The 22,560-nt window shown below is 63.6% G+C and carries 17 protein-coding genes; 11 read left to right on the forward strand and 6 right to left on the reverse strand.

The window, feature by feature from the left end; genetic code table 11:
* Window positions 1–19 precede the first annotated feature (19 nt).
* Together GV015_RS17670 and GV015_RS17675 are read right to left on the reverse strand one after the other, a co-directional pair.
* Window positions 20–1,780 carry a DUF4012 domain-containing protein gene (locus GV015_RS17670; RefSeq protein ID WP_159879721.1) on the reverse strand — a complete coding sequence of 587 codons (1,761 nt, stop codon included), beginning with the start codon at window positions 1,778–1,780 and terminating at the stop codon, window positions 20–22.
* 161 nt (window positions 1,781–1,941) lie between these two features.
* Window positions 1,942–2,694 carry a CPBP family intramembrane glutamic endopeptidase gene (locus GV015_RS17675; RefSeq protein WP_159879723.1) on the reverse strand — a complete coding sequence of 251 codons (753 nt, stop codon included), beginning with the start codon at window positions 2,692–2,694 and terminating at the stop codon, window positions 1,942–1,944.
* Window positions 2,695–2,845: 151 nt separating this feature from the next.
* Here GV015_RS17675 and GV015_RS17680 point away from each other — a divergent pair, with 151 nt between their 5' ends.
* The 8 genes from GV015_RS17680 to GV015_RS17715 all read left to right on the forward strand — a co-directional run bounded on the left by GV015_RS17680 (window position 2,846) and on the right by GV015_RS17715 (window position 12,013).
* Window positions 2,846–4,228 (forward strand): polysaccharide biosynthesis tyrosine autokinase, encoded by a 1,383-nt coding sequence (locus tag GV015_RS17680; protein ID WP_124769930.1) that lies wholly within the window; start codon window positions 2,846–2,848, stop codon window positions 4,226–4,228.
* Entirely contained in the window at window positions 4,225–4,824 is a 600-nt protein-coding gene (locus GV015_RS17685) for a low molecular weight phosphatase family protein (protein ID WP_159879725.1), read from the forward strand. Before GV015_RS17680 ends, GV015_RS17685 begins: the two co-directional genes overlap by 4 nt.
* Window positions 4,821–5,828, forward strand: a complete 1,008-nt coding sequence (locus GV015_RS17690; protein ID WP_159879727.1) for a hypothetical protein — start codon at window positions 4,821–4,823, stop codon at window positions 5,826–5,828. Before GV015_RS17685 ends, GV015_RS17690 begins: the two co-directional genes overlap by 4 nt.
* Before the next feature lie 206 nt (window positions 5,829–6,034).
* Window positions 6,035–7,543: a sugar transferase gene (locus tag GV015_RS17695; protein ID WP_159879729.1), complete on the forward strand. Its 1,509-nt coding sequence runs from the start codon at window positions 6,035–6,037 to the stop codon at window positions 7,541–7,543.
* Window positions 7,543–8,664 (forward strand): glycosyltransferase, encoded by a 1,122-nt coding sequence (locus tag GV015_RS17700; RefSeq protein ID WP_159879731.1) that lies wholly within the window; start codon window positions 7,543–7,545, stop codon window positions 8,662–8,664. Before GV015_RS17695 ends, GV015_RS17700 begins: the two co-directional genes overlap by 1 nt.
* Window positions 8,664–9,743 (forward strand): glycosyltransferase family 4 protein, encoded by a 1,080-nt coding sequence (locus GV015_RS17705; protein ID WP_159879733.1) that lies wholly within the window; start codon window positions 8,664–8,666, stop codon window positions 9,741–9,743. The genes GV015_RS17700 and GV015_RS17705 overlap by 1 nt, the downstream gene beginning before the upstream one ends.
* On the forward strand, window positions 9,740–10,963 hold the full coding sequence (locus GV015_RS17710; protein WP_159879735.1) for a lipopolysaccharide biosynthesis protein: 1,224 nt from the start codon (window positions 9,740–9,742) through the stop codon (window positions 10,961–10,963). Before GV015_RS17705 ends, GV015_RS17710 begins: the two co-directional genes overlap by 4 nt.
* Window positions 10,964–12,013 carry a glycosyltransferase family 2 protein gene (locus GV015_RS17715; RefSeq protein WP_159879737.1) on the forward strand — a complete coding sequence of 350 codons (1,050 nt, stop codon included), beginning with the start codon at window positions 10,964–10,966 and terminating at the stop codon, window positions 12,011–12,013.
* Between the two features lie 58 nt (window positions 12,014–12,071).
* On the opposite strand, the gene GV015_RS19330 is transcribed toward GV015_RS17715, so the two are convergent.
* Genes GV015_RS19330 through GV015_RS19335 form a run of 3 tightly spaced genes read right to left on the reverse strand, consistent with a single transcriptional unit; the run spans window position 12,072 to window position 15,537 of the window.
* Window positions 12,072–13,295 carry a glycosyltransferase gene (locus GV015_RS19330; RefSeq protein ID WP_159879739.1) on the reverse strand — a complete coding sequence of 408 codons (1,224 nt, stop codon included), beginning with the start codon at window positions 13,293–13,295 and terminating at the stop codon, window positions 12,072–12,074.
* Window positions 13,292–14,608, reverse strand: coding sequence for a hypothetical protein (locus GV015_RS17725; RefSeq protein ID WP_159879741.1), 1,317 nt, complete (start codon window positions 14,606–14,608; stop codon window positions 13,292–13,294). Before GV015_RS17725 ends, GV015_RS19330 begins: the two co-directional genes overlap by 4 nt.
* A complete protein-coding gene (locus GV015_RS19335) occupies window positions 14,605–15,537 on the reverse strand; it encodes a glycosyltransferase family 2 protein (RefSeq protein WP_159879743.1) in 933 nt (310 codons plus the stop codon). The genes GV015_RS17725 and GV015_RS19335 overlap by 4 nt, the downstream gene beginning before the upstream one ends.
* A 368-nt stretch (window positions 15,538–15,905) precedes the next feature.
* On the opposite strand from GV015_RS19335, the gene GV015_RS19340 reads away from it, so the two are divergent.
* Window positions 15,906–17,087: an acyltransferase gene (locus tag GV015_RS19340; protein WP_159879745.1), complete on the forward strand. Its 1,182-nt coding sequence runs from the start codon at window positions 15,906–15,908 to the stop codon at window positions 17,085–17,087.
* A gap of 183 nt (window positions 17,088–17,270) precedes the next feature.
* Here the strand turns inward: GV015_RS19340 and GV015_RS17740 are convergent, their stop codons facing one another.
* On the reverse strand, window positions 17,271–18,338 hold the full coding sequence (locus GV015_RS17740; protein ID WP_159879747.1) for an acyltransferase: 1,068 nt from the start codon (window positions 18,336–18,338) through the stop codon (window positions 17,271–17,273).
* Window positions 18,339–18,897: 559 nt separating this feature from the next.
* On the opposite strand from GV015_RS17740, the gene GV015_RS17745 reads away from it, so the two are divergent.
* Both GV015_RS17745 and GV015_RS17750 read left to right on the forward strand, forming a co-directional pair.
* The gene (locus GV015_RS17745; protein WP_159879749.1) at window positions 18,898–20,454 is read left to right on the forward strand and encodes an LPXTG cell wall anchor domain-containing protein; all 1,557 of its coding nucleotides are present in this window, start codon (window positions 18,898–18,900) and stop codon (window positions 20,452–20,454) included.
* Window positions 20,455–20,676: 222 nt separating this feature from the next.
* Window positions 20,677–22,443 carry an alkaline phosphatase family protein gene (locus tag GV015_RS17750; RefSeq protein ID WP_159879751.1) on the forward strand — a complete coding sequence of 589 codons (1,767 nt, stop codon included), beginning with the start codon at window positions 20,677–20,679 and terminating at the stop codon, window positions 22,441–22,443.
* Window positions 22,444–22,560 lie beyond the last annotated feature (117 nt).

Raw genomic sequence — 22,560 nt, forward strand, 5'->3', positions numbered from 1 at the left:
TCAAGAGCGACAACAGTCCCTACTGTAGAGCAAATTCACAGTTAATGGACGCCTGTTGTGTTTCAGAGAGATGAACTTTCGGCGTAGCCACGACTTCCGGGGTTCCCGATGCGTCATACGCCGTCACACCGAGGTCGACGGTCGTGCTCTCGCCAGGCGCGAGTTCGATCGCGAACTGCGTGATCGGGAACTCACCGTCGGTCGCCGGCTGCGATGGGAGCACTGCCCCATCGCGCTCGACGCCGCCCGGCATGGACCCGGGGGGCGCATAGACGATCACCCGGAACCGGAAGCTGCCCTTGGGTACGCCGTACTGGCCCTGGCCGGTGATGTAGTCGTTGAGCGTCGTCGCCGCGTCAGCAGGTGCGGTGTTCGTCAGGGTCAATCGCAGGCCGAGGAGTCTTCCGTCGGGGCCGCACTGCGCCGTCCCGACAGCCGTCTGCACGTCGAGGTAGTAGCCCATCTTGCTGCCGGTGGCGTCGTTGATGTACACGCCGAACGCGTTGGGAGCCTGGGCCGCGGTCGGCAGCAGGTCTGTCAGCGTCGTCCCGTCCAGCAGGGCCTGTTCCGTCTCGGCCGCATTCCAGATCAACACCCGTCGTTCCGAACCGGCTTTCGCAAGCGCACCGATGAACGCGGTCGGATCGAAGTTCCCGGAGGCGATCCGGTCGAAGACCGCGCCCGACGCCGCAGCGAAGAACGCGTCCTGATCGGGACCGGCCGGGTACCGGATGTACACCTCGTTGAGCAATAGGGCGGCTGCGTTCGCCGAGGTCAGCTCGTCGCCGGTCGCGAGCGGGATCGGGCCGGTCGCGTCGAGCAGGTAACCGAGGGCGACCGGATCGATGCTGAGCACACCGTCGACCCGTGTTCCGAACCGTTCGAGCCACATCTCGGAGGCCAGCTGGGCCGATTCCTGGAACCGGGGCGTCAGCGTGACGTTCTGCAACCATCGACCGGTGATGTTCCCGTAGATGCCGGCGGTGTCGCTCGCGAGCGGCAACACCGGCTCCGGGAACCGCGGGAAGTCGGCAGTGGACGCCTGCTGGAGCAACGAGATCCGGCCGCCGTCGGTGCCGATGAGCGCGAGCGCGCCGGGGTTCCCGCCACTCGCGCGCGGCTCGGCGGGGTTCTGGAACATCACGAGGTAGGTGCGGGGTCCGTCGGCGCCGAGCATGGCCGGCATCAGGTCGATCGCGCGTCTCGCCGCGTCCACCGTGTCGGCGGTCTCGGTGAGGACGGGGCGCAACTGGTCGACCGCTCCGCGAACCTGGCTGATGAGCGGGCCTTCGTCGATCGTCCGCACCCGCTTGGCGGCACCTTCCAGAGCGTCATCAGCCTTGCGCACGTCCTCCTGCGCGTCGACGATCGGCTGCAGCGGCACCGCGCCGTCGACGGGCTTGAACAGTTCCGGGCGCAACGACCCTGCGAGGTTCACGAGCGGCGTGATGGCGCCGACCGCGACGTCTTCGGTCGCGCCGGCCAGCTCGCGGACGGCGGTGAGGTTCGGTCCCACCCACGGGACGATCTCGGCGGCTCGCCAGATCGGATCACTCGTGAGGCCGGCGGCCGATCGAGCATGCGCAGCCAGCTCGCGTGCGGTCTTGCCGGCCGAACCGGGATCGTCGGCGACGACCTGCTCGCGAACCGTCTGCGCCAACGGGACCGCCGCCTCGAGCTCGCCCTTGGCGAGGAAGGCGCGCACGCCGATCCAAGCCACGGCGCCGACGATGACGAGGACGAGAGCACCGACGATGAGCAGCGTCCTGCGACGGCGCACCTTCAGGCGTTCGTCACGCGCACCCTCCCGACGGCGGGCCCGCGAACTGGCGCTCGATCTCCGGCGGGCACGGTCAGTGCGGCTCGAGCCCTCTGACCGTCGGGCGGCGGGGCGACCGCCGGAAGATGAGCGACGGTCGTCGGATGGGGACGGCATGGGCGCTATTCAATCACGACGCCTGTTCCACCGGTCACGGCGGTCACACCGAGGACGAGAAGCGAGGCGTTGAAGACGATGTGCGTCACGATGGCCGGGCCGAGTCGCCCGGTGAGGACTGCGGCGATGCCGGTTCCGAGGCCGACGAGGAACGTCCCGACACCGGTGACGAGTGCTTCCGACGGCCCGCTGGCGACCACGACGTGGAGCGAAGCGAACAGCGCTGCCGAGATCACGACGGCGATCCAAGCCGCCCGGCCGGGCATACTGCCGCGCACCGATCGCAACAGCAGTCCTCGGAAGAACAGCTCCTCCACGACGGGGGCGATCACCGTGGCCGCAAGCACGGCGACGATGAACGAGATCACGATGAGCGCACTCCCGGTCGGCGCTCCGCCGCTGGCCGTCGCCGGCAATGAGCCGTAGACGACCACCTCGAGGACACTGACGATGATGCGGAGGAGGAGCCCCGCGGCCAGCCCCCAGAGCAGGTCGATCGGTCGGAAGGCGAGGCCGATCACCGGCGCGCTTCCACGAGGGGCCGAGACGGCGAACCGGGCGAGCAGCACCGCACCGACAAGCGGGACCCACACGAGCAGGTAGCCGCCGAGCGCGTCGAACGGCTGCGGGAGCTGCACGCCAGCTCGCATGGTCGCGGCCAGGAGCGCCGCGGCCGCGAGCCCGATGAGCGCGATGGTCAGCCGCATTCTGGCGCGTCGCGCGTCCGTGCTCGAAGGGGTTCCCAGGTCGTCCGTCACGGTCGCAAAGCTACGGCACGCGTCGACTCGCTCGATCACGACGCTCGGGAACAGTTGACGGTTTGTGGCACCATGGCTCACAACCCCCTCTTCGGGGCCGCCTCCAACCGAGGTGCCATGCTCTCCCCTCTGACTGATCGGATGCCACCGCGTGGAGCTTCGTGACTATCTCCGTGTCCTTCGCAAGTACTGGGTGCTGATCGTCGCGCTCGCGCTCCTCGGGGTCGCGATCGCAGCGACCTACTCGCTCGTCAAGACGCCCGAGTACAGCTCATCGGCGAAGGTGTTCGTCTCGACGCAGTCCAGCGACAACGTGCAGGAACTGGCCCAGGGCAACGCCTTCACACAGCAGCGGGTGAAGACCTACGCCGACCTCGTGAGCACCCCGATCGTGCTGCTCCCCGTCGTCGGCTCCCTGGAACTCAACATCACGGCGGGCGAGCTCGCTCAGCAGCTCACCGCTTCGGCGCCGCTCGACACGACACTCATCGAGATCACGGCCATGAACCCCGACCCCGTGTTGGCCGCTGAGATCGCCAACACCACGGCGGAGAGCCTCACGGCTGTCGTGTCGAAGATCGAGACGCCGGAAGACGGGGCGTCCAGCCCGGTCAAGCTGACTTTGGTGCAGCAGGCCGGCGTCCCGAACACCCCGGTGAGCCCGAACGTCCCCCTCAACATCGCGCTCGGCCTGCTCGTCGGCCTCGCGATCGGTGTCGGTTTCGCCGTGCTGAAGGAGACGCTCGACACTCGCATCCGCAACGAGCGCGACGTCGAAGGCGTCACGGACATCCCGCTCATGGGCGGCATCGCGTGGGACCCGAAGGCGAAGCAGCGTCCGCTCATCGTGCAGGCCGACCCGAAGAGCCCGCGCGCCGAGTCGTTCCGCAGCCTCCGGACGAACCTGCAGTTCCTCGACGTCACCGACCAGCCACGCAGCTACGTCATCACGTCGTCCATCCAGAGCGAGGGAAAAAGCACGACGGCGGCGAACCTGGCGATCGCGCTGTCGGATGCCGGCCACAAGGTCGTCCTGATCGACGCGGACCTCCGCCGCCCGAAGCTCGCGAACTACTTCGACATCGAGGGCGCCGTCGGCCTGAGCGACGTCCTCATCCGTCGGGCCACCCTCGACGACACGATGCAGCAGTGGGGACGTGGCTTGCTGCAGATCCTCCCAGCCGGTGCCGTACCGCCGAACCCGAGTGAGCTGCTCGGTTCCGTCGTGATGCAGAAGCTGATCCGTGGGCTGGAGCAGCAGTTCGACTACGTGATCATCGACGCACCGCCACTCCTGCCGGTCACCGACGGTGCACTGCTCGCGCGGCACACCGGTGGGGCGCTCGTCGTCGTCGCAGCCGGCCGGACCCACAAGAACCAGCTCAAGGGTGCACTCGAATCACTGGCGCATGTGAACGCCTCGGTCGCCGGACTCGTCATGACCATGGTGCCGACGAAGGGCCCTGACGCCTACGGGTACGCACGCTACGGCTACGGAGCCGGGTACGGCTACGCCGAGGATGTGAAGAAGTGACCGGTTCCTCTGGGACCCCTTCTCGGCCGTTCTCGGTCCTCTTCGTCTGCACCGGCAACATCTGCCGCTCCGCACTGGGCGCGCAGATCCTCACCGCGCGGCTCGCGGCCGCCGGCGTCACCGCGGGTGGCCGGCCGATCGCCGTGTCGAGCGCGGGGACGGGCGTCGGCCAGGGCCTCGAGATGCCCCACGAGGTGGTCGAGCAGTCGCGTCGGTTCGGCGGATCACCGGAAGGCCACGTCCCCACACCGCTCGACCGCGACCTCGTGGCCGATGCCGACTTGATCCTGACGGCGACCCGCGAACACCGCAGCGTCGTGGCACGGCTCCTCCCCCGAGCCTCCCGCGTCACGTTCACCGTGCCCCAGTTCGCGAGGCTCGTCGCAGAGACCCACGTCGTCTCCGACCCCTGGACGCTCGTCGACGAGGTCGCCGCGCAGCGTGGCTCCGTCCCGCCGCCCGAGGACGCGGAGGACGACGACATCGAAGACCCCTACCGCCGGAGCGCGTCCACCTACGCGCGGGTCGGCGACCAGATCCACGACCACGTCTCCGTCATCGCGGATCGACTCGCTCAGGCAGGCGACCGAGCGTGACGCCCAAGCAGAGCAGGTCCACATATCGCGCGGGCGATCGCAAGGAGACCTTCTGGGATCGGCTCGGCTCCAAACGTCGGACGCTGGCGATCATCGGGCTGGTGCTGTTCCTCATCGCCGACGTCGTCCTCGTGGGGCTCGCCCTCACGGCCAACGGCCGCAGCACTGAGGAGCCGACGCAGCGCCCGATTCCGACGTTCGGCGGGACACCGTCGGCCACCGCCTCACCGGAGGTCACCGAGGAGCCCGTTGCCGCTGAGTCGACCGAGCGGTTCATGGCTGCTGGGAACGCCACGGTCCTCTGGCGTGCGACTCAGGGCACCTGCGAAGTTCCCGCCGTCGTCGAGCGCAGCGAGGACGCGGGGGTCACCTGGGCAGTGATCCCGACCGCCCAGGCGTTCGACCTCCGCGTCGTCTACGCCCTCACGGCGACGAGCGAGGACGAGGTGCAACTCGTCGGATCAGCCGGGGCGGAGTGCGCGGTGGGCGGATTCTCGTCGACCGACGCCGGCGACACCTGGGACTCCTCGCCCGAACTGCTCTCGACCGTCCCGTACCAGACACCGGTGGCGCCGGACGGCTCCACCGCCGTCGTCATGGCGGGTCAGCCGGTGGCAGCGCCATGCCCGGCCGTCGAGGCACTCGGCGCGGATGAGACCCGCACGGTGGCGGCATGCTCGGCCGTCCTCGCTGAGTGGGACACGACGAACGGCTCATGGACCGCCATCCCGTTCGCCGGCATCCATGCCGTGGACGTGCAGCCGGAGCAGATCCTGTTCGCAGCTCGTGGGGTGACCGGATGTACCGGTCTGGGCGTGCTGCTCTTGCCCGGCACGGCGATGACCGCGGCGTCCACGCCGGACGTTGTCGGATGTGTCGTAGGCGCGGACGTCACTGCGCCAGCAGCGCTCGCGTCGGCCGAGGGAGTCAGCTGGCTCTGGGTGGGCGACACGCTCTTCAACTCAACCGACGACGGCGTCTCATGGGTCTCGGTGGGGCCCTGAGCGCATCGAACGACACCTGGCTCGCACGTAGGGTTTCCCCTACAGTTGTCGCAAATGAGGCCCGTGTGGGGCACAACCACCAAAAAGGGGACAGATGTGGGGCATCTTCACCGCTAGTGTCAACAACATCGATACAGCCGCGTATCGAAACAACGATTCCGCCCCTCGTCATCAGTAGTAATTACGTGTTCCACCACGGAGACCGCATGCTGTCGCAGCCTTCCGTGCCGCTGTCAACGACGCCTGCGAGCACAGCCCCCGCCCCAGCTCCCGTCGCCGCGCGCGACTGGCGACGCGTCTACGCCAACCGCCTCGCCCTCACCGACGCGCTCGTGCTCGTCTGGGTCGTGTTCGGCACCCAGCTGGTCTGGTTCGACTTCGATCAGGAGACCACCTCCGTCGACTTCGATGTGGCACGCGTCATAGTCAACTACACGGTCATCTCGCTCGTCCTGATCAGCGCGTGGATGATCGTCCTCAGGGTGTTCGGCACCCGCGAGGCGCGCATCGTCGGGAGCGGCAACACCGAGTACAAGCTCATCGCGGACGCGAGCATCCGCCTCTTCGGCCTCGTAGCCATCGTCGCCTTCCTCTTCAAACTCGATCTCGCCCGCGGGTACTTCCTCCTCGCGTTCCCCGTCGGCATCCTCGTGCTGCTGCTGTCGCGCTGGATGTGGCGCCAGTGGCTATCGGTGCAACGCGCGCGGGGTAACTACTCCTCGCGCGTCCTCCTCGTCGGGTCAGCCGACTCAGCCGAGCACATCGCGGCCGAGCTGGGTCGCTCGACGGACTCCGGGTACCGCGTCGTCGGTGCCTGCGTTCCGACGGGCAAGGTCGGCGGCACGCTCGGGTCGACGACGATCCCGGTCTCCGGTACCGTCGACACCGTGCTCCAGGCGCTCGAGGCGACGGGCGCGGACACGGTCATCATCACGAGTTCCGACGAGCTCACGCCGGTACGTGTCAGGCAGCTGAGCTGGAGCCTCGAGCCTGGTCGCCAGCACCTCATCGTCGCGCCGAGCCTCACCGACATCGGCGGCCCTCGCATCCACACGCGCCCCGTCGCCGGCCTGCCGCTCATCCACGTGGAGACCCCGCGTTACGAGGGACGGAAGCGGTTCTCGAAGCGGTTCTTCGACATCCTCGGTTCCGGTGCGATCCTGCTCGTCGCCTCGCCGATCCTCCTTATCGTCGCTCTCCTCGTGAAGTTCACCAGCCCGGGACCGGTGCTGTACCGCCAGGAGCGGGTCGGGCTCAACGGCGAGCCGTTCAACATGCTCAAGTTCCGCTCGATGCGGGTGAATGCGGACGCTGAACTCGCCGCGCTGCTCGCCCAGCAGGGCAGGAGCGATCGCCCACTGTTCAAGGTGCAGAACGACCCACGCTTGACCCGCGTCGGCGCCACCCTGCGGAAGTTCTCGCTCGACGAGTTCCCTCAGCTCATCAACGTGTTCCGCGGCGACATGAGCCTGGTCGGCCCGCGCCCGCAGCGCGAGGGCGAGGTCGCACTCTACGACTCGGCAGCCAAGCGCCGTCTGATCGTCCAGCCCGGCATGACGGGCCTCTGGCAGGTCAGCGGGCGCTCGGCGCTCAGCTGGGAGGACGCGATCCGCCTGGACTTGTACTACGTCGAGAACTGGTCGCTCATGGGCGACGTCGTCATCCTCTGGCGAACGATCCGGGCCGTCGTGGCTCCGGGCAAGGAAGCCCACTGATGGCGGGGCTCATCATCCACGAGTGGATCGAGCGGCACGGTGGTTCCGAGAACGTGGTCGATGAGATGGCGGCTGTCTTTCCGGACGCCGACATCCACTGCCTGTGGAGCAACGCTCCCGACCGCTTCGCCGGCCACACCGTGAGTGAATCCTGGATCGCCCGCACACCCCTGCGGAAGAGCAAAGCGGCCGCGCTGCCGTTCATGCCGGCCACCTGGGCCAGGACCGACGTCTCCGCCGCCGACTTCGTCCTCATCAGCTCGCACGCGTTCGCGCATCACGCCGGCGGACGACAGCCGGCCGACGGCCCGCAGCGGTTCGTGTACGTCCACACGCCTGCCCGATACCTCTGGGCCCCCGAGCTGGACGTCCGTGGCGGGAACCTCGCTGCCCGCGCACTCGCCCCCGCCCTCCGTCGCGTCGACCGCAAGCGCGCGCAGGACGGCGCGACGTTCGCCGCCAACAGCGACTACATCCGTCAGCGGATGGAGCGTTCGTGGGGCGTCGAGGCCGAGGTCATCCATCCGCCGGTCCGCGTCGAGTACCTCCAGAGCGTGCCGTCCTGGGCGGACCGACTCAGCGCTGAGGACGCCTACCTGTTCTCGACGCTGCCGTCCGAGTACATCCTCGGTGCCTCCCGCTTCGTCGACTACAAGCGACTCGACGTCGCCATCCGCGCCGGCGAACTCGCTGGCTTGCCGGTCGTGCTCGCGGGCGCGGGACCGCAGCACGCCGAACTGCAGGCGCTCGCGGATGCCGCGACGGTGCCGGTCATCATCACGACGAGGCCGAGCGACGAGTTGCTCTTCGCGCTGTACCAGGCGGCATCGCTCCTCGTGTTCGCAGCGGTGGAGGACTTCGGCATCATGCCCGTCGAGGCGATGGCCCTCGGCACGCCAGTTCTCGTGGTGTCAGAAGGCGGCGCGTCCGAAAGCGTGCTCTCGCTCGAAGGCGGAATAGTCTTAGACACCCTCAACGACGACCAACTGCGACGCGGAGCCAACAGTGCACGAGAACTAGACATGACCCGCGCACAGGCAGCCGCCGCCGGCCAGTTCGGAACGGCCCGCTTCCGACAAGAGGTACTCGCATGGACCTCTCGATTGCTAGGTGACTCCTAATGAGCGGCTTCCGCGACCCTCGCGTAACGTTCGTCTCGTCAGCCGCAGCCGCGTGGGGCGCGGAGACGAGTATCCGGCTTATCGCGCAGGAGTTAGTGAAGAGGGGCTACCGAGTGCGCGTAGTTGTCTCTTCGGAGACGGCAGCAAAGTTCTTCCGCCAGGAGCCTGGCATCAACACAGTACAAATCTCACATTCCCATTCAAGTCGACTATCAAGGTGGCGAGCCTTCTCGAGGTATCTGCTCACTACGAACGAGCCCACCGAGCGCGTGGTGGTTTGCAGTGTGAATCTGTATATGCTCGGTCCGCTATCGATATTGTGGCGGAGGCGCGATGTGTTGACAGCGATAGACCTGCACGACTCATTCAGTTCGCCAATGATGCGCGCACGCATCCGAATTATGGCCCTGCTCTTCGACCGCGCGATCTACATAAGCAACTTCATCGGAGGCATGGTGTCTAAGAATCGGCACGCATATCTCATCCCGCGGCCAATCACAGCGGAGATTCAACAGGAAGCACTTCCAGTGAACCCTCTGAAGGTAGGACTGGTTGGACGAATAGTGCCAGAGAAGAACATCGAATTAGCCATCGACGCCGTGGCGCCAATGGCGAACACTGAACTTCATGTCTTCGGCTCCTCGTTTGGATCCGACCACTATGCTGAAGAACTGAGCCGCTACGCTGCCGCTCGCAAAGCACCGGTTTATTGGAGAGGCAGACAAGACGCTGACTCACTCTATAAAGAGATCTCGGTTCTGCTCGTGGTCAATGAAAGAGAAGCAAGCGGCCGTACAGTTGGGGAAGCACTGGCTAGAGGAATTCCTGTCGTGGTTCCATCACGTGGTGGTGCTGGAGAGTTCTTCGATGCGCGACACGAGGGGTACGTGTGGGAGGCTGATTCTGGCGCCAAGTCGATCCGGCTCATTTTGGAGGGGATCCAAGCTGATCCAAGCGCCGCTCGATCGGCAAGTAGTCTCGGGCGACTGCGTGTTCGCGAAGAACGAAGCCTCACGAGAGTCGTGGACCAATATGCATCCGCCCTGGGTCTTCCGGTCGCAGGAACAGAATTGATGTGAAGTTTCCAAAACTCGTCTCGCGGGTGTTCGGCTTCTCGAGCTCAGCTGCCATCCTCGCGCTTCTTTCACTTGTGTCAATCCCGGCTCTCATATCCGAACTCGGTACCACGGCCTGGTCAGGCCTCGCTGTCGGTCAAGCGATAGGCGTTGTGGGCTCGATTGCAGTGGCCTGGGGCTGGGGCGTGGTGGGACCGGCAAGCATCGCACGCCGGGAGGCCGAGAGCCAACGGCGGTACTACGAATCTTCTCTCGTTCCCCGCTTGATTCTGCTAATCCCCGCATCGATGGCGATCGCAGGGATTGCATGGCTACTTCCGCTGGCCGACCATGCGGCCAGCTTTCTGCAAGCTCTGGCTATTGCGTCATATGGGGCGGCATCGCCTTGGTACTTCATCGGACGGGGTATGCCCAAGCAAATGTTCTTGGTCGATACGCTACCTCGAGTCCTAGTTACTCTCGCGGGTATCGCCTTCCTGTACCTCGGCGCCGACGCGCGAATCTACGCCGGGCTCCAGCTGGCCGGGACAATTGCCGTCGTCGTACTCACACATCTCGCTATCGTAGGCACGCAACGCAAGCCCGCTGCGACCGCTTCAGCAGGCCTTCGACGGATGACCTTCAGACTGCGACGCCAGGTTCCGGCTCTCAGCACGGCAGCTGTCGCTGCCTCATACCTTGCGCTCCCCCTCATCGTCATGCCCACGATCAGCCCGGCAGCTGTGGCACCCTTTGCGATGAGCGATCGCTTCCTGAAGTGGACAGTCACAGCGATTACACCTGTCACCCAGGTGCTGCAGGGCTGGATTCCCGCGAGAGACGGCAATTTTAGGTCGCGCGCGCTCCCAGCTTTACACTTCTCAACGCTGTTCGGGTTGGCTTGCGGAAGCACGGTCACATTTGTGGCGCCATTCCTGAGCTCCCTCCTATCGCACAATCAGATCCAACTTTCACTCTGGGCAACGGCAGGCGTTGGACTGATGATATGGATGACGGTCATCTCCCGGGTAGTGAGTTCGGCCATTCTCATCCCGCTCGGCGGCGTTCGCGCCGTTCTACACAGCGCTCTGGTCGGCGCCGCGGTGGGACTCCTCCTACTCGTTCCCGCCACGCTCACTTTCGGCTACGTCGGCGCCACTTGGAGCATCGCCGTCGCAGAAGTGTGTGTCACCACCTACCAATTGCTTGCCATGAGAACGCTGACACGGAAGGTTTGGCGATAAGTGCCCATCAACCCAAACTGCATCACCGTATTGACGGTTACGTACGGCCATAGAGCTCATCTGGTGACAGAGACAATTGCCCGTGCTGCTGCGGCAGGCGTCCACGACTTCGTCGTTGTCCTCAATGGAAGCCACCCCGACTCCAGGCTCGCGATCCAGACCCTCGCGGAGAGGCACAACCTTCGGGTGCAGTACGTATGCAACCCGCGCAATATTGGATCGGCCCCGGGTTTCGCCGCTGGCATAGTTGAGGCAAGAAGACTGAACTCCAATCATGTACTGATACTGGACGATGACAACTGGTTAGACCCAACCTCCTTGGTCGGCTACTTGCGAGCCCTCGACAGCGCTTTGGACACTCAACCGGATGTAATGATTGCCGGATACCACAGCGCTAATGGGCCACAGCATGAGGTCTCGCATGGAGTCCCCATTCGACGGGCGTATCCTTTGTGCATACCCGGTAGATTTGAAGGATTTGATCTCATCGATCGCCTGAAGGAGAAGCTCGGTAGGAAGAGTCTGGGAGTGTCAGTGCCGCCTTGCACAGCCATATCGATTCCAGTCGCGCCGTATGGCGGCCTACTAATGTCACGAGGGGCAATCAACAAAGCCATCGACCCGAATCGCGAGCTCGTTCTGTACCACGATGACTATGACTTCACCCGACGCCATGTGGAGAGTGGCACCTCTCTGATGCTTGAAACCAGCATCAAGATCAATGATGCCGACGGCAAAGAGGCCATTTCCACTCAGAGACAGCACTACATGAGTAAGCTCTTCACGACACCAGTAGAAGAAGAGTGGCGCCTCCTGTACCGCCTCCGCAACGCGGCTTACACAAACTGGCGCTTGGCCACGAAAGAGCGGGTGCCTGCGCGCTTCATCATGAACTACACCGTCCGCATTGTTGCGTTTGCGATCTTCGCCGTCCGTCACCGAAACCTCGGACTATACGCGCGGATCATCACCGCCACTGTCAGCGGAATCCGCGGCAAACTCGGAGAGACCTACAAGCTTCCAGACGCCGTATACAGCACTAACGATTGAAGAGTGGCCTCGAGCAATACCAGTGAAAGTTCGATGGCCGCGAATTGTCAACCAGTTCTCACTGGTTATAGAGCTCCCTTACACGATGCTCGAATACCTCGACACCATACGTTGAGTGAGCCCAGAGCCACGTCCTCCTGATCATCGCAGCCGGCCGCTCTTGGAGCGCGGACACAATCGCCTCTGCGAACGTCGCAGGGTCCGAGGTCACGTCGACGTAGTTCCCTCGCTCACCAATCCCCTCTGCACCTGCCGGAGTCGAAACTACGGGTATGGCCCATAGCATAGCTGTGATCGTTTTGAACTTCACTCCAGCGCCGCGTTTCAACGGCACAACGAAGAGATCAGCCGTCCTGTAATAGTCATGCAGGTCCTCGACATACCCGGTTACTTCGACCATATTATCCTTCGCAAGTTCGCGAAGGGAGTCAGAGGGACCAGCACCCGCAAGCACCAGCCGAGCTTGCGGCAACTGATCGAGCACTAGTGGCCACACCGAGCGCAGAAGCCACGCTGCGGCTTCGTCATTCTCTGGCCTCGCGAATGCAGCCGTCAGAAGGACGCGACAGTCGCCGCGATGCAGTGAGAGCGCATTGAGCTCTCCTTCATTAACGGGCATCGCCGAATCGACAAGGGGCGGCGCTACGAACGCCGCCCGAGATCCGGGCTGTATTCGCTTAACCGCGTCCCTGTCCGACGCGCTGAATGTAACTACCGAATCAACGTCTGCAAAAATGCGGCGTTCGGCTCGCTGAGCGAATAGTCTCCTCGCCCAAAAGTAAAGTTTCCTCCACCCTGAGGCCGCTTCGGCAGACCTCTGCCAGCGATTCGTCAGCACGTCGTGCACGACGAAGATCTGGCTCGCCTTCGGATTCCAGGCCCGCACCTGCCGTCCAAGACGGGCCGACTGAAGCCACTGAAGATCGACAATAGAGGCATCCCGGCATGCACCTTCGATCAGCTCACTGTTTCGAAAAGCGCTCTCCACATGTGGCTCATAGGCTGAACCGCTGAGAGCCTTATGCAGGGTAGATCGGATCCGGCGAATGGACGAAGGTAGCGATGACTCCTCGGAAATAGTCAGTAGATTCCAGCCTCGAGTTGAAGCGAAACGCCTAGCAGCTTCCGAGGCTTCACCCTCAGGCGCGATAATCGTGAGGTCGTATTCTGCCGACAGGGCCGAGAAGTGTCGAAGCACATACTCACCCCCGGCATGAGGCACGCCCGGGTATGGAAGAAAGGCAGTTACCGAAACGGCCCTTGGTCTAAGACTGTCGCTCATCTGGCCGCACCCAAATCCACATCGTTGCGACTTTTCGCGGGTTTAGAATGTAGTTTCCTAAAACGCTGTTCCAAGTCTGAACTGAATAGGTATACTGCGTAACACGTGCCGAACAGCAATAGGGTTACGATGGCGTAGTTAGTTACATAGTAAGCCAGACCGCCGCGGGACATCCAAGTGAAGAACATGAGGGCCGCAACTCCAATGGAGCTCATTCTCCAAAAACCACTAGCGGCAATCTTGGTGAACTGTCTCATTGCAAGGCCGATAAGCACGCACAAAACAATCGCGAGAATCGGTCCGAAAAAGAGCACCACCTCCGGGATCGCGCCCACCGTTACCGGCGTCGTCCACGCATTACTCGCGGGATCGACGCCTATTATTTTCGCCGATACGGCGCGCTCGAGAGTATAACGGCCACTGACATCTCCGCCAGTGTACTTCGTGAGGAAGTAGAGAAAGTCTGAGACCACGCCGCCCGTTGGCACTGCGACCTCCCCTAGGAGGGCAATCCTTTTTGGCTCCGCACCGATCACCGTCAATCGGTCAAATATGGACCCAAGAAATGAGCCTCCCATTCGCTGGTAGGTCACGTAACTCGCCGCGACAGCTGCCCCATATGCGAGCCCCGCGGCGGCAACCCACCAATATCGAGCGATCGCAGTATGTATATACATCTGTCGCCCGGTCATCACCACCGATATCACGATTAGTGTGGTTGCGAGTCCGACGATACCACTCTTCAATCCGCCCAGGATAGAGATGGCCAGGAGTAACGCAAAGGCAATACGCCACGGCATGTAGTCTCGCCACCGGACGCCGTGAATGGTAGCGGCAGCGCTCGCCATGCAACAACTGATTGCCACTCCGAATAGATACATTCGGCCAGGTATTCCCAGCAAGCCGGACGATGTAAAGTCAAATCTTGCAACTTCAATATCCGATGCGAATAGCGGAATCCCTGCAGCCAGAAGGTGATATACGGCCAGTCCGCCCGCGAGGACAACGGCGGCAGTTATTCCTCGTGTCAGGCGTCGAGGGACGCCATCGCTGGCAACCTCGATAGCCTCAACTGGCTTCCTGCGCCTACCTGCCAGCACGTAGCCCGCGAAAATCGCCAAGTTGCACGCGACAAAGATTGCAATGTAGTCAGGCGCGTCACCGTTGAGTTCAGCAAGGCCCACTAGCCCGATCAGTGTATTGAGCGATCCAAATGCGATGAGCAGGAGAAAGCCAAGCCTACCTATCGCGACTAGCCAGATACCAAATACCAGGATCGTCGCGAATACAAAGATGTCGTCTCCGAGCATCATGACACCGGGCTCCGCAAACCTGACCACAATCCAGCAACAACTGACCGAGCTTGTTGATTTCGGCCGCGGACGGCCAGTGTTAGGACGTACGCGAAACGAGAGCAGATCAGGATCGGTAGATAGGCACAGAGCCGCTTGTGTCTCCTATAAAGGATTACCCGACTCCGATTGGCATGGAAGGTGCCTATCGAAGACGCTTTCCGAGCATCATGGCCCGTGGACTCCCCGCCTACGTGAGTGACCGCGAAGTCCGACATCGCCATTGGCCCCTTTTTGTCTCCCAGCTCGTGAAGTCGCAGTGCAAGGTCGAGTTCCTCGCAGTAGAGGAAGTAACACTCTGCGAAACCACCTGCGGCTTCCCACGTCTCACGCGACATGGCAAGGAAGTGGCCACCCACGTACTGCAGAGACCGCTGCCGTGCCTGCGCCCGAGCGCGCCTGGTCATTCCAGTGAACGGATCAAGCCGGGATTGTCCGTTGCCCTGACGTCGATCGCTGAACGTGCACACTGACCAGACGGTCGTGCCACCGCTGATCACCCTGTCGGCTAAGGCTGCGAGCGAACCACGATCAACAACAACGTCGGGGTTGGCGACCACAACGACATCAGGGCGAGGTTCAGGTATGGCCCCCCAGGCGAGGTTGTTTCCTCTGGCGTAGCCAGAGTTGGTTTCAGCATCCGTGATCCTGATGGCCTCGAACGACCCAGCCAACCGATCGGCGACGGCACGCAACTCCGCAAGCTGGCCGAAATCGGTCGAATTGTCCGTCACGGATACGGTGATTCGGGCGAGGCCAGCGTGGGCGGCAATCGACCGGAGCAACCGTTCGACTGACCCAGCGGTTCGAAAGTTCACAACCAGGACCGCCACAGTGGGTCGGCGGTCATCATCTCGCTCTTCAACCGTCTCAGGTCGATCGTGGATCATTGAGCCCCCAGGGTGGTTTCGCCGCAGATCTCCCGTTGTCGTGAGGCCCGGGTGTCAAATAAATGCTGCGCGGGGCAGCCTGGACGCTCACATCCAAGCGGAAAATCTCGGCTCGCAGCCCCAAACGCAGCAGCACTTCATTCTATTGGCTCCGGACAGCTCAACTTCAGATTTCGTGCGAACCTTCGGGTGTTCTTCGGGTCAAAATATCCGTTCACGAGGACGAAGTGCCTCGCGGACGCGGGCCCAGACTCTCGCTGTTAGTTGCGGATCAGCTCTCGAACACGTCAGTCCTGACCGATCCAGATGGCAAACGCGCTCACGGTCGACACGATCTGTATCAGCGCACTGATAGGCTCCGGAGGACTATGGGGAAGCCGCAGGGTCACGCACGCCCATCGAGACGTGGGCGGTATGAATCGCTCGATGGTCTCCGCGGAGCGGCTTCCCTCGTCGTACTCTTCCACCACGCACTGTTGACCGTCCCGCCCCTTGCCGGCGCGTACTTCCAGGGAGGCGAGCGCCCTGCGCCCTGGACGGGTGACTGGGCACTCGCCTACACCCCGCTCCATCTAGCTTGGGCTGGCACGGAAGCTGTCTATATATTCTTTGTGTTGAGCGGCGTCGTATTGATTTTACCTGTGCTAGGAGGACGTTTCGCCTGGAAAGCGTATTATCCTCGGCGCGTTGTTCGCATATATGGCCCGGTGTGGGTGGCAATCGGGTTTGCGATCGTCATGATTACGCTCGTTCCCCGCGCCTCTAACGATAAGTTCGGAAGTTGGCTTAATTCGTTGCCCCAGGCCTGGCAGCCTGGCTTCCTTCTGAGGGACGCAAGCCTAGTGTTTGGAACTTCTGGAGTACTCAGCCCCTTATGGTCACTACAATGGGAGGTCATTTTCTCGCTGACACTCCCCGCCTTTGTAGCCTTCGTGATATACGCTCGCCGCCTCTGGGCCTTCAAGCTCATCGGCGTTCTTATCGTTTCGGCGATGGGTTTTCATGTCGGAAATGGGTACCTAATATTTATGCCTATGTTCGCCGTGGGGACACTGTTTGCAGCTGAGTGGGAGACCATCCGTGAGCACACTCGCAACCTGTCGAGGTGGACATGGTTGTGTGCATTTTCAGTATCGATCCTGCTTCTAACATCTCGCTGGCTGTCCGACGGTCTAACACTTAGCCCCATAACCGTGCCTCAGTCACAGTTCCTCGCGTTCATCGGGGCCGCGATGCTGGTACCGATAGCCGGCTTCTGGACTGATGCGGTGCGGGTACTTACGTGGCCGCCGTTCAAGTGGCTCGGCAAGATATCGTTCAGTTTGTACCTTGTACACGAGCCGATCGTCATTGCCGCTCGGATTGTCACAATTGACCTTTCCCCGTGGGCCGGGATCGCCATTTCTCTTCCAATTTCACTGCTCGCGGCTACAGTGTTCACTCGACTCGTTGAACGGCCATTTCATAGCTTGTCCAAGATTATCAGCGCGCGATTTGCCTCTGCGGCGCCTCCGAGATCCAGTCCTGGGATGTCCTCTACAGGCAATTAGTACCCCGCGGATGCGCTGACAGTCCCCTTGCAGTGTGCCACCTATCACGAGGATACGGACCTGGCACGCACAGAGATGCCTTTCAAGCCACAGCACGGCTTCTGAGCACTGTGGCAGCCGCGGAACAGGGATCGAGCACTCTGAGCAGCCCTAACCAGTAGAGTCAGATCGATCGAGGGTTCGTCAGTCGCGATTGAGAAGTGAGTTCGCACCCCGGAGTCGGCGCTCCAGCGGGCGCTCAACTATGTAGTGCAGCGCCGCGGCGACTCCAATGCTCACGATCAGGCAAGCCACGATCACACCTACGAGCCCGAGCCCGTCCCATTGCTCTCGGTCACCTACTAGCCGTTCAACGAGACTGACGACTACCGAAATGCAGGTGAGATGCGTCAGGTAGAACGAGTATGACCAGTCTCCCAGTAGAACCGCTATCCGACCACGAAGAAGTGATGGGGTGCGGTTGAGGTCAGCTTGGGCCGCCGCCACGAGGAGTATCTGAAGGGGGAGAATGGTCACGGCGGCGGACATAAAGGCCACAGGAACGAACGCTGCCACGACGAATGCTGTCGCCGCTACAAGGCATCCTAGCCAGAGCGCGATTCGTGGCAACGCACCGGAGATGAGCAGACGCGCGAGGACCATACCGATGATGAACTCGAGTAGTCGTGTCGGAGGAAACACCGACGATATCCAATTCCCAAACGTGCCACGCTCAACGGGGTTGACCAGGAAGGCTACTATGACGACGGAGCCGACTAGCCCGGCCATGGCGCACCAAAGACCGGGAACCGTCAGTCGCCTGACCAGCAGGATCAGTGCGGGAAAGACTAGGTAGAAGAATGTTTCAACGCTAAGAGTCCAAAAAACCGCGCTGCTCGCAAAGTAGGCTGATTCAGAGGGCACCCATGCTTGCAACAGGGTCGCCGACAAGAGGTCCCAGGGCGAGACGCCGTCGCCGCTGACGATATTGACAACCAGCACGCCAAGCCACGCGGCGATGTATGCCGGATAGATTCTTGCAAACCGCTTCCACCAGAAGAGACGTGGTTGTTCGTTGTCTCGCGCTGTCCACGTCAGCACGAAACCGCTCAGGACGAAGAAGAAAGAAACGCCTACGGTTCCCGGGCGAAGGAAGTTCAGCCCCTCGTTCGTCATGACGCCGAGACCGCCCACATGGTGGCCAAAGACGAGCAGAGCGGCCACGAATCGGAGGCCCGTGATTGAGTCGAGTCGTTGCGTCCGGAGGGTCACAACGATCAGTATGCCGGGTTTGCGCGAGAGATCGACTGCAGGATGCCTTCCACCTCCCGCCGCAACTTCTACCGCGCAGCGAGCTCCGGCATTGCCGGGTAGGCAGCGCGCGGTGCCTATGCTGGTGGGATCGCAGCCACCACTGCAGCCAACCTGCAGGAGAACTCTGGTTTGCGCCGCTCCCCTAGCGAAGCAAAACCAGACTTCGACCACGTTGTGTCGTGATGTTCGAGAACCGCTCCTTCGACCACATGCTCGGATGGCTCTACCCTGCCGGAGGCGACGCAGCCAGCCAGAGGCCTTCAACGGCCTCGCAGGAGTCGACGAACGCAACCGCGGCGGCCCCATTCCTGCCCCTATGCGCAAACGGCCCGGGCCAGGTCCGACGAAGGCGCCGCGCGGATGAACGTCGTTCTCGAAGCAGCCTGACGAGGGCCACACCAGGCCTAGGACAAACCTCCCCGACCCCACCCCTGCATGCCTGTTTGGGAATCGCCTGAATGCTAGGTTGAAGAGCCGACCGAGTCCGGTCGCTGCGAATTTCTTCTGGGGGAACCACATGATCCGCTCTCGTTGGCGCGCGCTGCTCGCCACGCCCGCCCTGCTTGCGCTCGTCGTCGGCGGGTCGGTGCTCACCGCTCCGGCCGCGAACGCCGCGAGCCTGCTGACCGTCACCGCGCCGGCTGATGGCTCGACCGTCGCCTCGCGCACCGTCGAGGTCACCGGTCTCGCACCGGCAGACGCCACGGTCGTCGTGCTCAACGCAGCGCAGACGGAAGAGCTCGGCCGCGGTGCCGTCACCGCCGAAGCCGAGGCCACACAGGGCACCTTCGACATCACGCTCACGCCCTACGACGACAACGACACCGTCGCGCAGTCCATCGTCGTCACCGTCGAAGACGGCTCCGAAGCCGCCGTCCCGGTGAACTTCAACCTCCCGGAAGCACCCGCAGCGCCGGTCGACTCCTTCGACGTCGCCGCTCCGACGAACGGCCAGATCTTCACCGACAGCTACATCACGTTCTCCGGCACCAGCACGGTCGGGGCCGTCATCACCATCCGGGACGCAAGCGGCGAGCGTGTCCCCGGGCAGAGCGACGTGACCGCCTTCGACGGCACGTGGACGACGGACCTCTCCTTCGCCACGTACGACGGCGTGCAGACGCTCACGATCGAAGAGTCGGTCAACAACGCAGTCGTGAACACCATCGAGCGCACCATCACGGTACCCGCGCCGACCTTCACGATCACCTCCCCGAACAACGGTGACGTGTTCACCACCGCCGACATCACCTTCACCGGTACGGGCACTGACGGTGCCATCGTCACCGTCAACGACTCGCTCGGCCGCCCGGTCAACGGCGAGAACAGCGTCACCGTCGTCAACGGCGTGTGGAGCGCCGAGCTGTCCTTCGCCAGCTTCTCCGGCGAGCGTTCCTTCGCGGTGTACGAGACGCTCGGCGACAAGTACCTCGGCGCCATCACCCGTGTCATCACCCTGCCGACGTCTGAGCCGGTGTTCTACGACGCACCGGTCTTCACCAGCCCCACGCAGGGTCAGACGGTGACCCCTGGATTCGTGTACTTCACCGGCACCGCGACTCGCGGGACCGACGTGTACATGGTCGCCGTTCCGCGCGAACTGGTCGAGAACCCGACCGCGCGTTCCTCCCAGACCGACCTCCTGTTGTCGGGTGCCGCCGCCGGAGCACGCGCGGCCGACGTCTCCGCAGCTGCAGCCGAGCCCGTCTACCCGCTCTCCGCGGTGCGAGTCGACAACTCGGGAAACTGGAACATCATGCTCAGCCTCGGCGCCGGTGACTACGTCGCATTCGCCGTGCTCATCGACTCGACCGCTGAGCGCCTCGTTCCCGTCTCGCCGATCTCCGACCCGGTCGAGTTCACGGTAGCCGCCGCTCCCGTCGTCATCGACAACGGAAACGCCACCGGACCGACGAACTCCCCCGCCACGCTCGCGAAGACGGGCGTCGAGTCGCCGTCCCTCATCGGTGCTGCAGGCCTGCTCGCCGCTGCCGGCATCCTGCTGATGCTCGTCCGCACGCGCTCGGTCCGCACGGCTCGCGCCGCAGCGAACACCGCCGCACCGCGCGCCTAGTCACCACCACGACCGCTGCCGGCGGGCTCGCTCCACTCGGAGCAGCCCGCCGGCTTCGTCGTTTGCGGGGTCCCGCACACCGGTGCAGCTCGCGCAGCGCAGCACGGCGAGGCGAGAGAAATCCCCCACTCACCCACAGCACGACATCCGTCGCGCGTCTACGCTAGGCAGCACAGCGGCGACCCTCGACCAGGTGTCGCCGCCGATCAGGGGGAGGCTCGAGTGGCACACGACGAGGAACCGCGTCCGGATCCCGGCCAGGAGTCCCAGCCCGAGGCACGCCCCAAACGCCCCGCCTCCCGCCGCGACTTCTTCCGCGCGGCAGGCTTCGGCGTCGCCGGGTTGGCAGCGGGCGGAGCGGTCGCCGGCGGGATCGCAGCCGCCACCGCTGCCAACCCGCAGGAGGACTACGGCTTCACGCCGCTCCCCAAGCGCAGCGAACCGGGCTTCGACCACGTCGTCGTCGTGATGTTCGAGAACCGCTCCTTCGACCATATGCTCGGATGGCTGTACCCCGCGGGTGGCGAACCGGCCGGCCAGACCTTCGACGGCCTCGCCCAGGGCGACTACAGCAACCCCGGCGAGTCCGGCGAACCCGTCCCCGCCCACGTCTACACGGGCGCCACCGACCAGATCATGGCGCAACCCGACCCGGACCCCGGCGAGTTCTACCCACACGTCAACACGCAGCTCTTCGGCACCATCGACCCCGAGAGCAACGGCGACCTCCGCAATCCGCTGCAGCCACCGTGGAACCTCCCGGCCGACACCTCCTCCCCCAAGAACGACGGCTTCGTCAAGGACTACATCGTCAACTCGACGCTCGCCCGCGGACGCAAGCCGACGCCCGAGGAGTACTCCACCGTGATGGGCGGATTCTCGCCCGAGATGCTGCCCGTGCTGTCCACGCTCGCCAAGAACTTCGGCGTCTACGACCACTGGTACGCGGCGGTCCCCTCCCAGACCTTCTGCAACCGTTCCTTCTTCCATGCGAGCACCTCCCACGGTTACGTCACCAACATCGAGGGCGACGGGATCGGCAAGTGGCTGAGCGCACCGGCCGTCCCCACCGTGTTCAACCGGCTCGAGGAGGCCGGCAAGACCTGGCGCGTCTACTACGACGCCCAACAGGTCGTGTCCCTCACCGGTCTCCTGAGCGCACCGTCGATCGAGCGATTCTGGAAGAGCAACTTCCGCAGCATGGAGCAGTTCCATGAGGACGCGGCGAACGGCGACCTGCCCGACTACGCCTTCGTCGAACCACGCATGGTGTTCGACCACAACGACATGCACCCGCCGGTCGTCCGTCCCGACAACCCGAGCCGGGGCGACGTCGACCCGGAGCTCGACTCCGCCTACTCCGACATGCGCGCCGGGGAGCAACTCCTCGGCGAGGTCTACACGTCGATCAAGCACGGGGCGTCGAACACCGGCTCGAACGCGATGAACACGGTGATGCTCGTCACCTTCGACGAACACGGCGGCATCTACGACCACGTGGCACCACCCAAGGCGACCCCGCCGTCGGGCGAGCCGGAGGCGGGCGAGATGGGCTTCACCTTCGACCGCCTCGGCCTGCGGGTGCCGACGATCGTCATCTCCGCGTACACGAACGCCGGCAGCGTCATCAACGAGGAGATGCATCACGGCTCACTCATGAAGACCCTCGCCGAGCTTCATGGACTCGACCCGCTGACCGAACGAGACCGCACCGCCACGAGCATCTTCAACGCGGTGAACCTCACCTCCCCGCGGCAACCGGTGCTGTGGCCGACGGTGACGCCCGCCTACGTGCCGCCGAACCCCGAGGCGAACGCCCGCGCCGACAAGGACAAGGACCGCAAGCGACCACTCACGCCGCCGGCCCTCGGACTCATCGGGATCCTCCTCGCGAAGTACGAACCCGGCGCCCCGCTGCCCGACAACTACGCCGACGCCTACGAGGTGCTGACGAAGCACGGCGAAGGGCTGTTCGGCACACGGGACTGAGCGGGCGGTGGTGCCCTTCGACAAGCTCAGGGACCGAACCGGATCGAGACGGATGCGAACGCTCCGGTCCTCTCCGCACCGCTCCCGTCCCCGAGCGCCTCCCCGGTCCCCGAGCAC

The organism is Plantibacter sp. T3 (assembly GCF_902506515.1).
Classification (GTDB): Bacteria; Actinomycetota; Actinomycetes; order Actinomycetales; family Microbacteriaceae; genus Plantibacter; species Plantibacter auratus.

Bases quoted from the DNA above. Each gene is read 5' to 3' on its own strand.
- GV015_RS17695 (WP_159879729.1), top strand. From the start codon at position 6,035: ATGCTGTCGCAGCCTTCCGTGCCGCTGTCAACGACGCCTGCGAGCACA.
- GV015_RS17700 (WP_159879731.1), top strand. From the start codon at position 7,543: ATGGCGGGGCTCATCATCCACGAGTGGATCGAGCGGCACGGTGGTTCC.
- GV015_RS17705 (WP_159879733.1), top strand. From the start codon at position 8,664: ATGAGCGGCTTCCGCGACCCTCGCGTAACGTTCGTCTCGTCAGCCGCA.
- GV015_RS19330 (WP_159879739.1), bottom strand. From the start codon at position 13,295: ATGAGCGACAGTCTTAGACCAAGGGCCGTTTCGGTAACTGCCTTTCTT.
- GV015_RS17725 (WP_159879741.1), bottom strand. From the start codon at position 14,608: ATGATGCTCGGAGACGACATCTTTGTATTCGCGACGATCCTGGTATTT.
- GV015_RS19335 (WP_159879743.1), bottom strand. From the start codon at position 15,537: ATGATCCACGATCGACCTGAGACGGTTGAAGAGCGAGATGATGACCGC.
- GV015_RS19340 (WP_159879745.1), top strand. From the start codon at position 15,906: ATGGGGAAGCCGCAGGGTCACGCACGCCCATCGAGACGTGGGCGGTAT.
- GV015_RS17745 (WP_159879749.1), top strand. From the start codon at position 18,898: ATGATCCGCTCTCGTTGGCGCGCGCTGCTCGCCACGCCCGCCCTGCTT.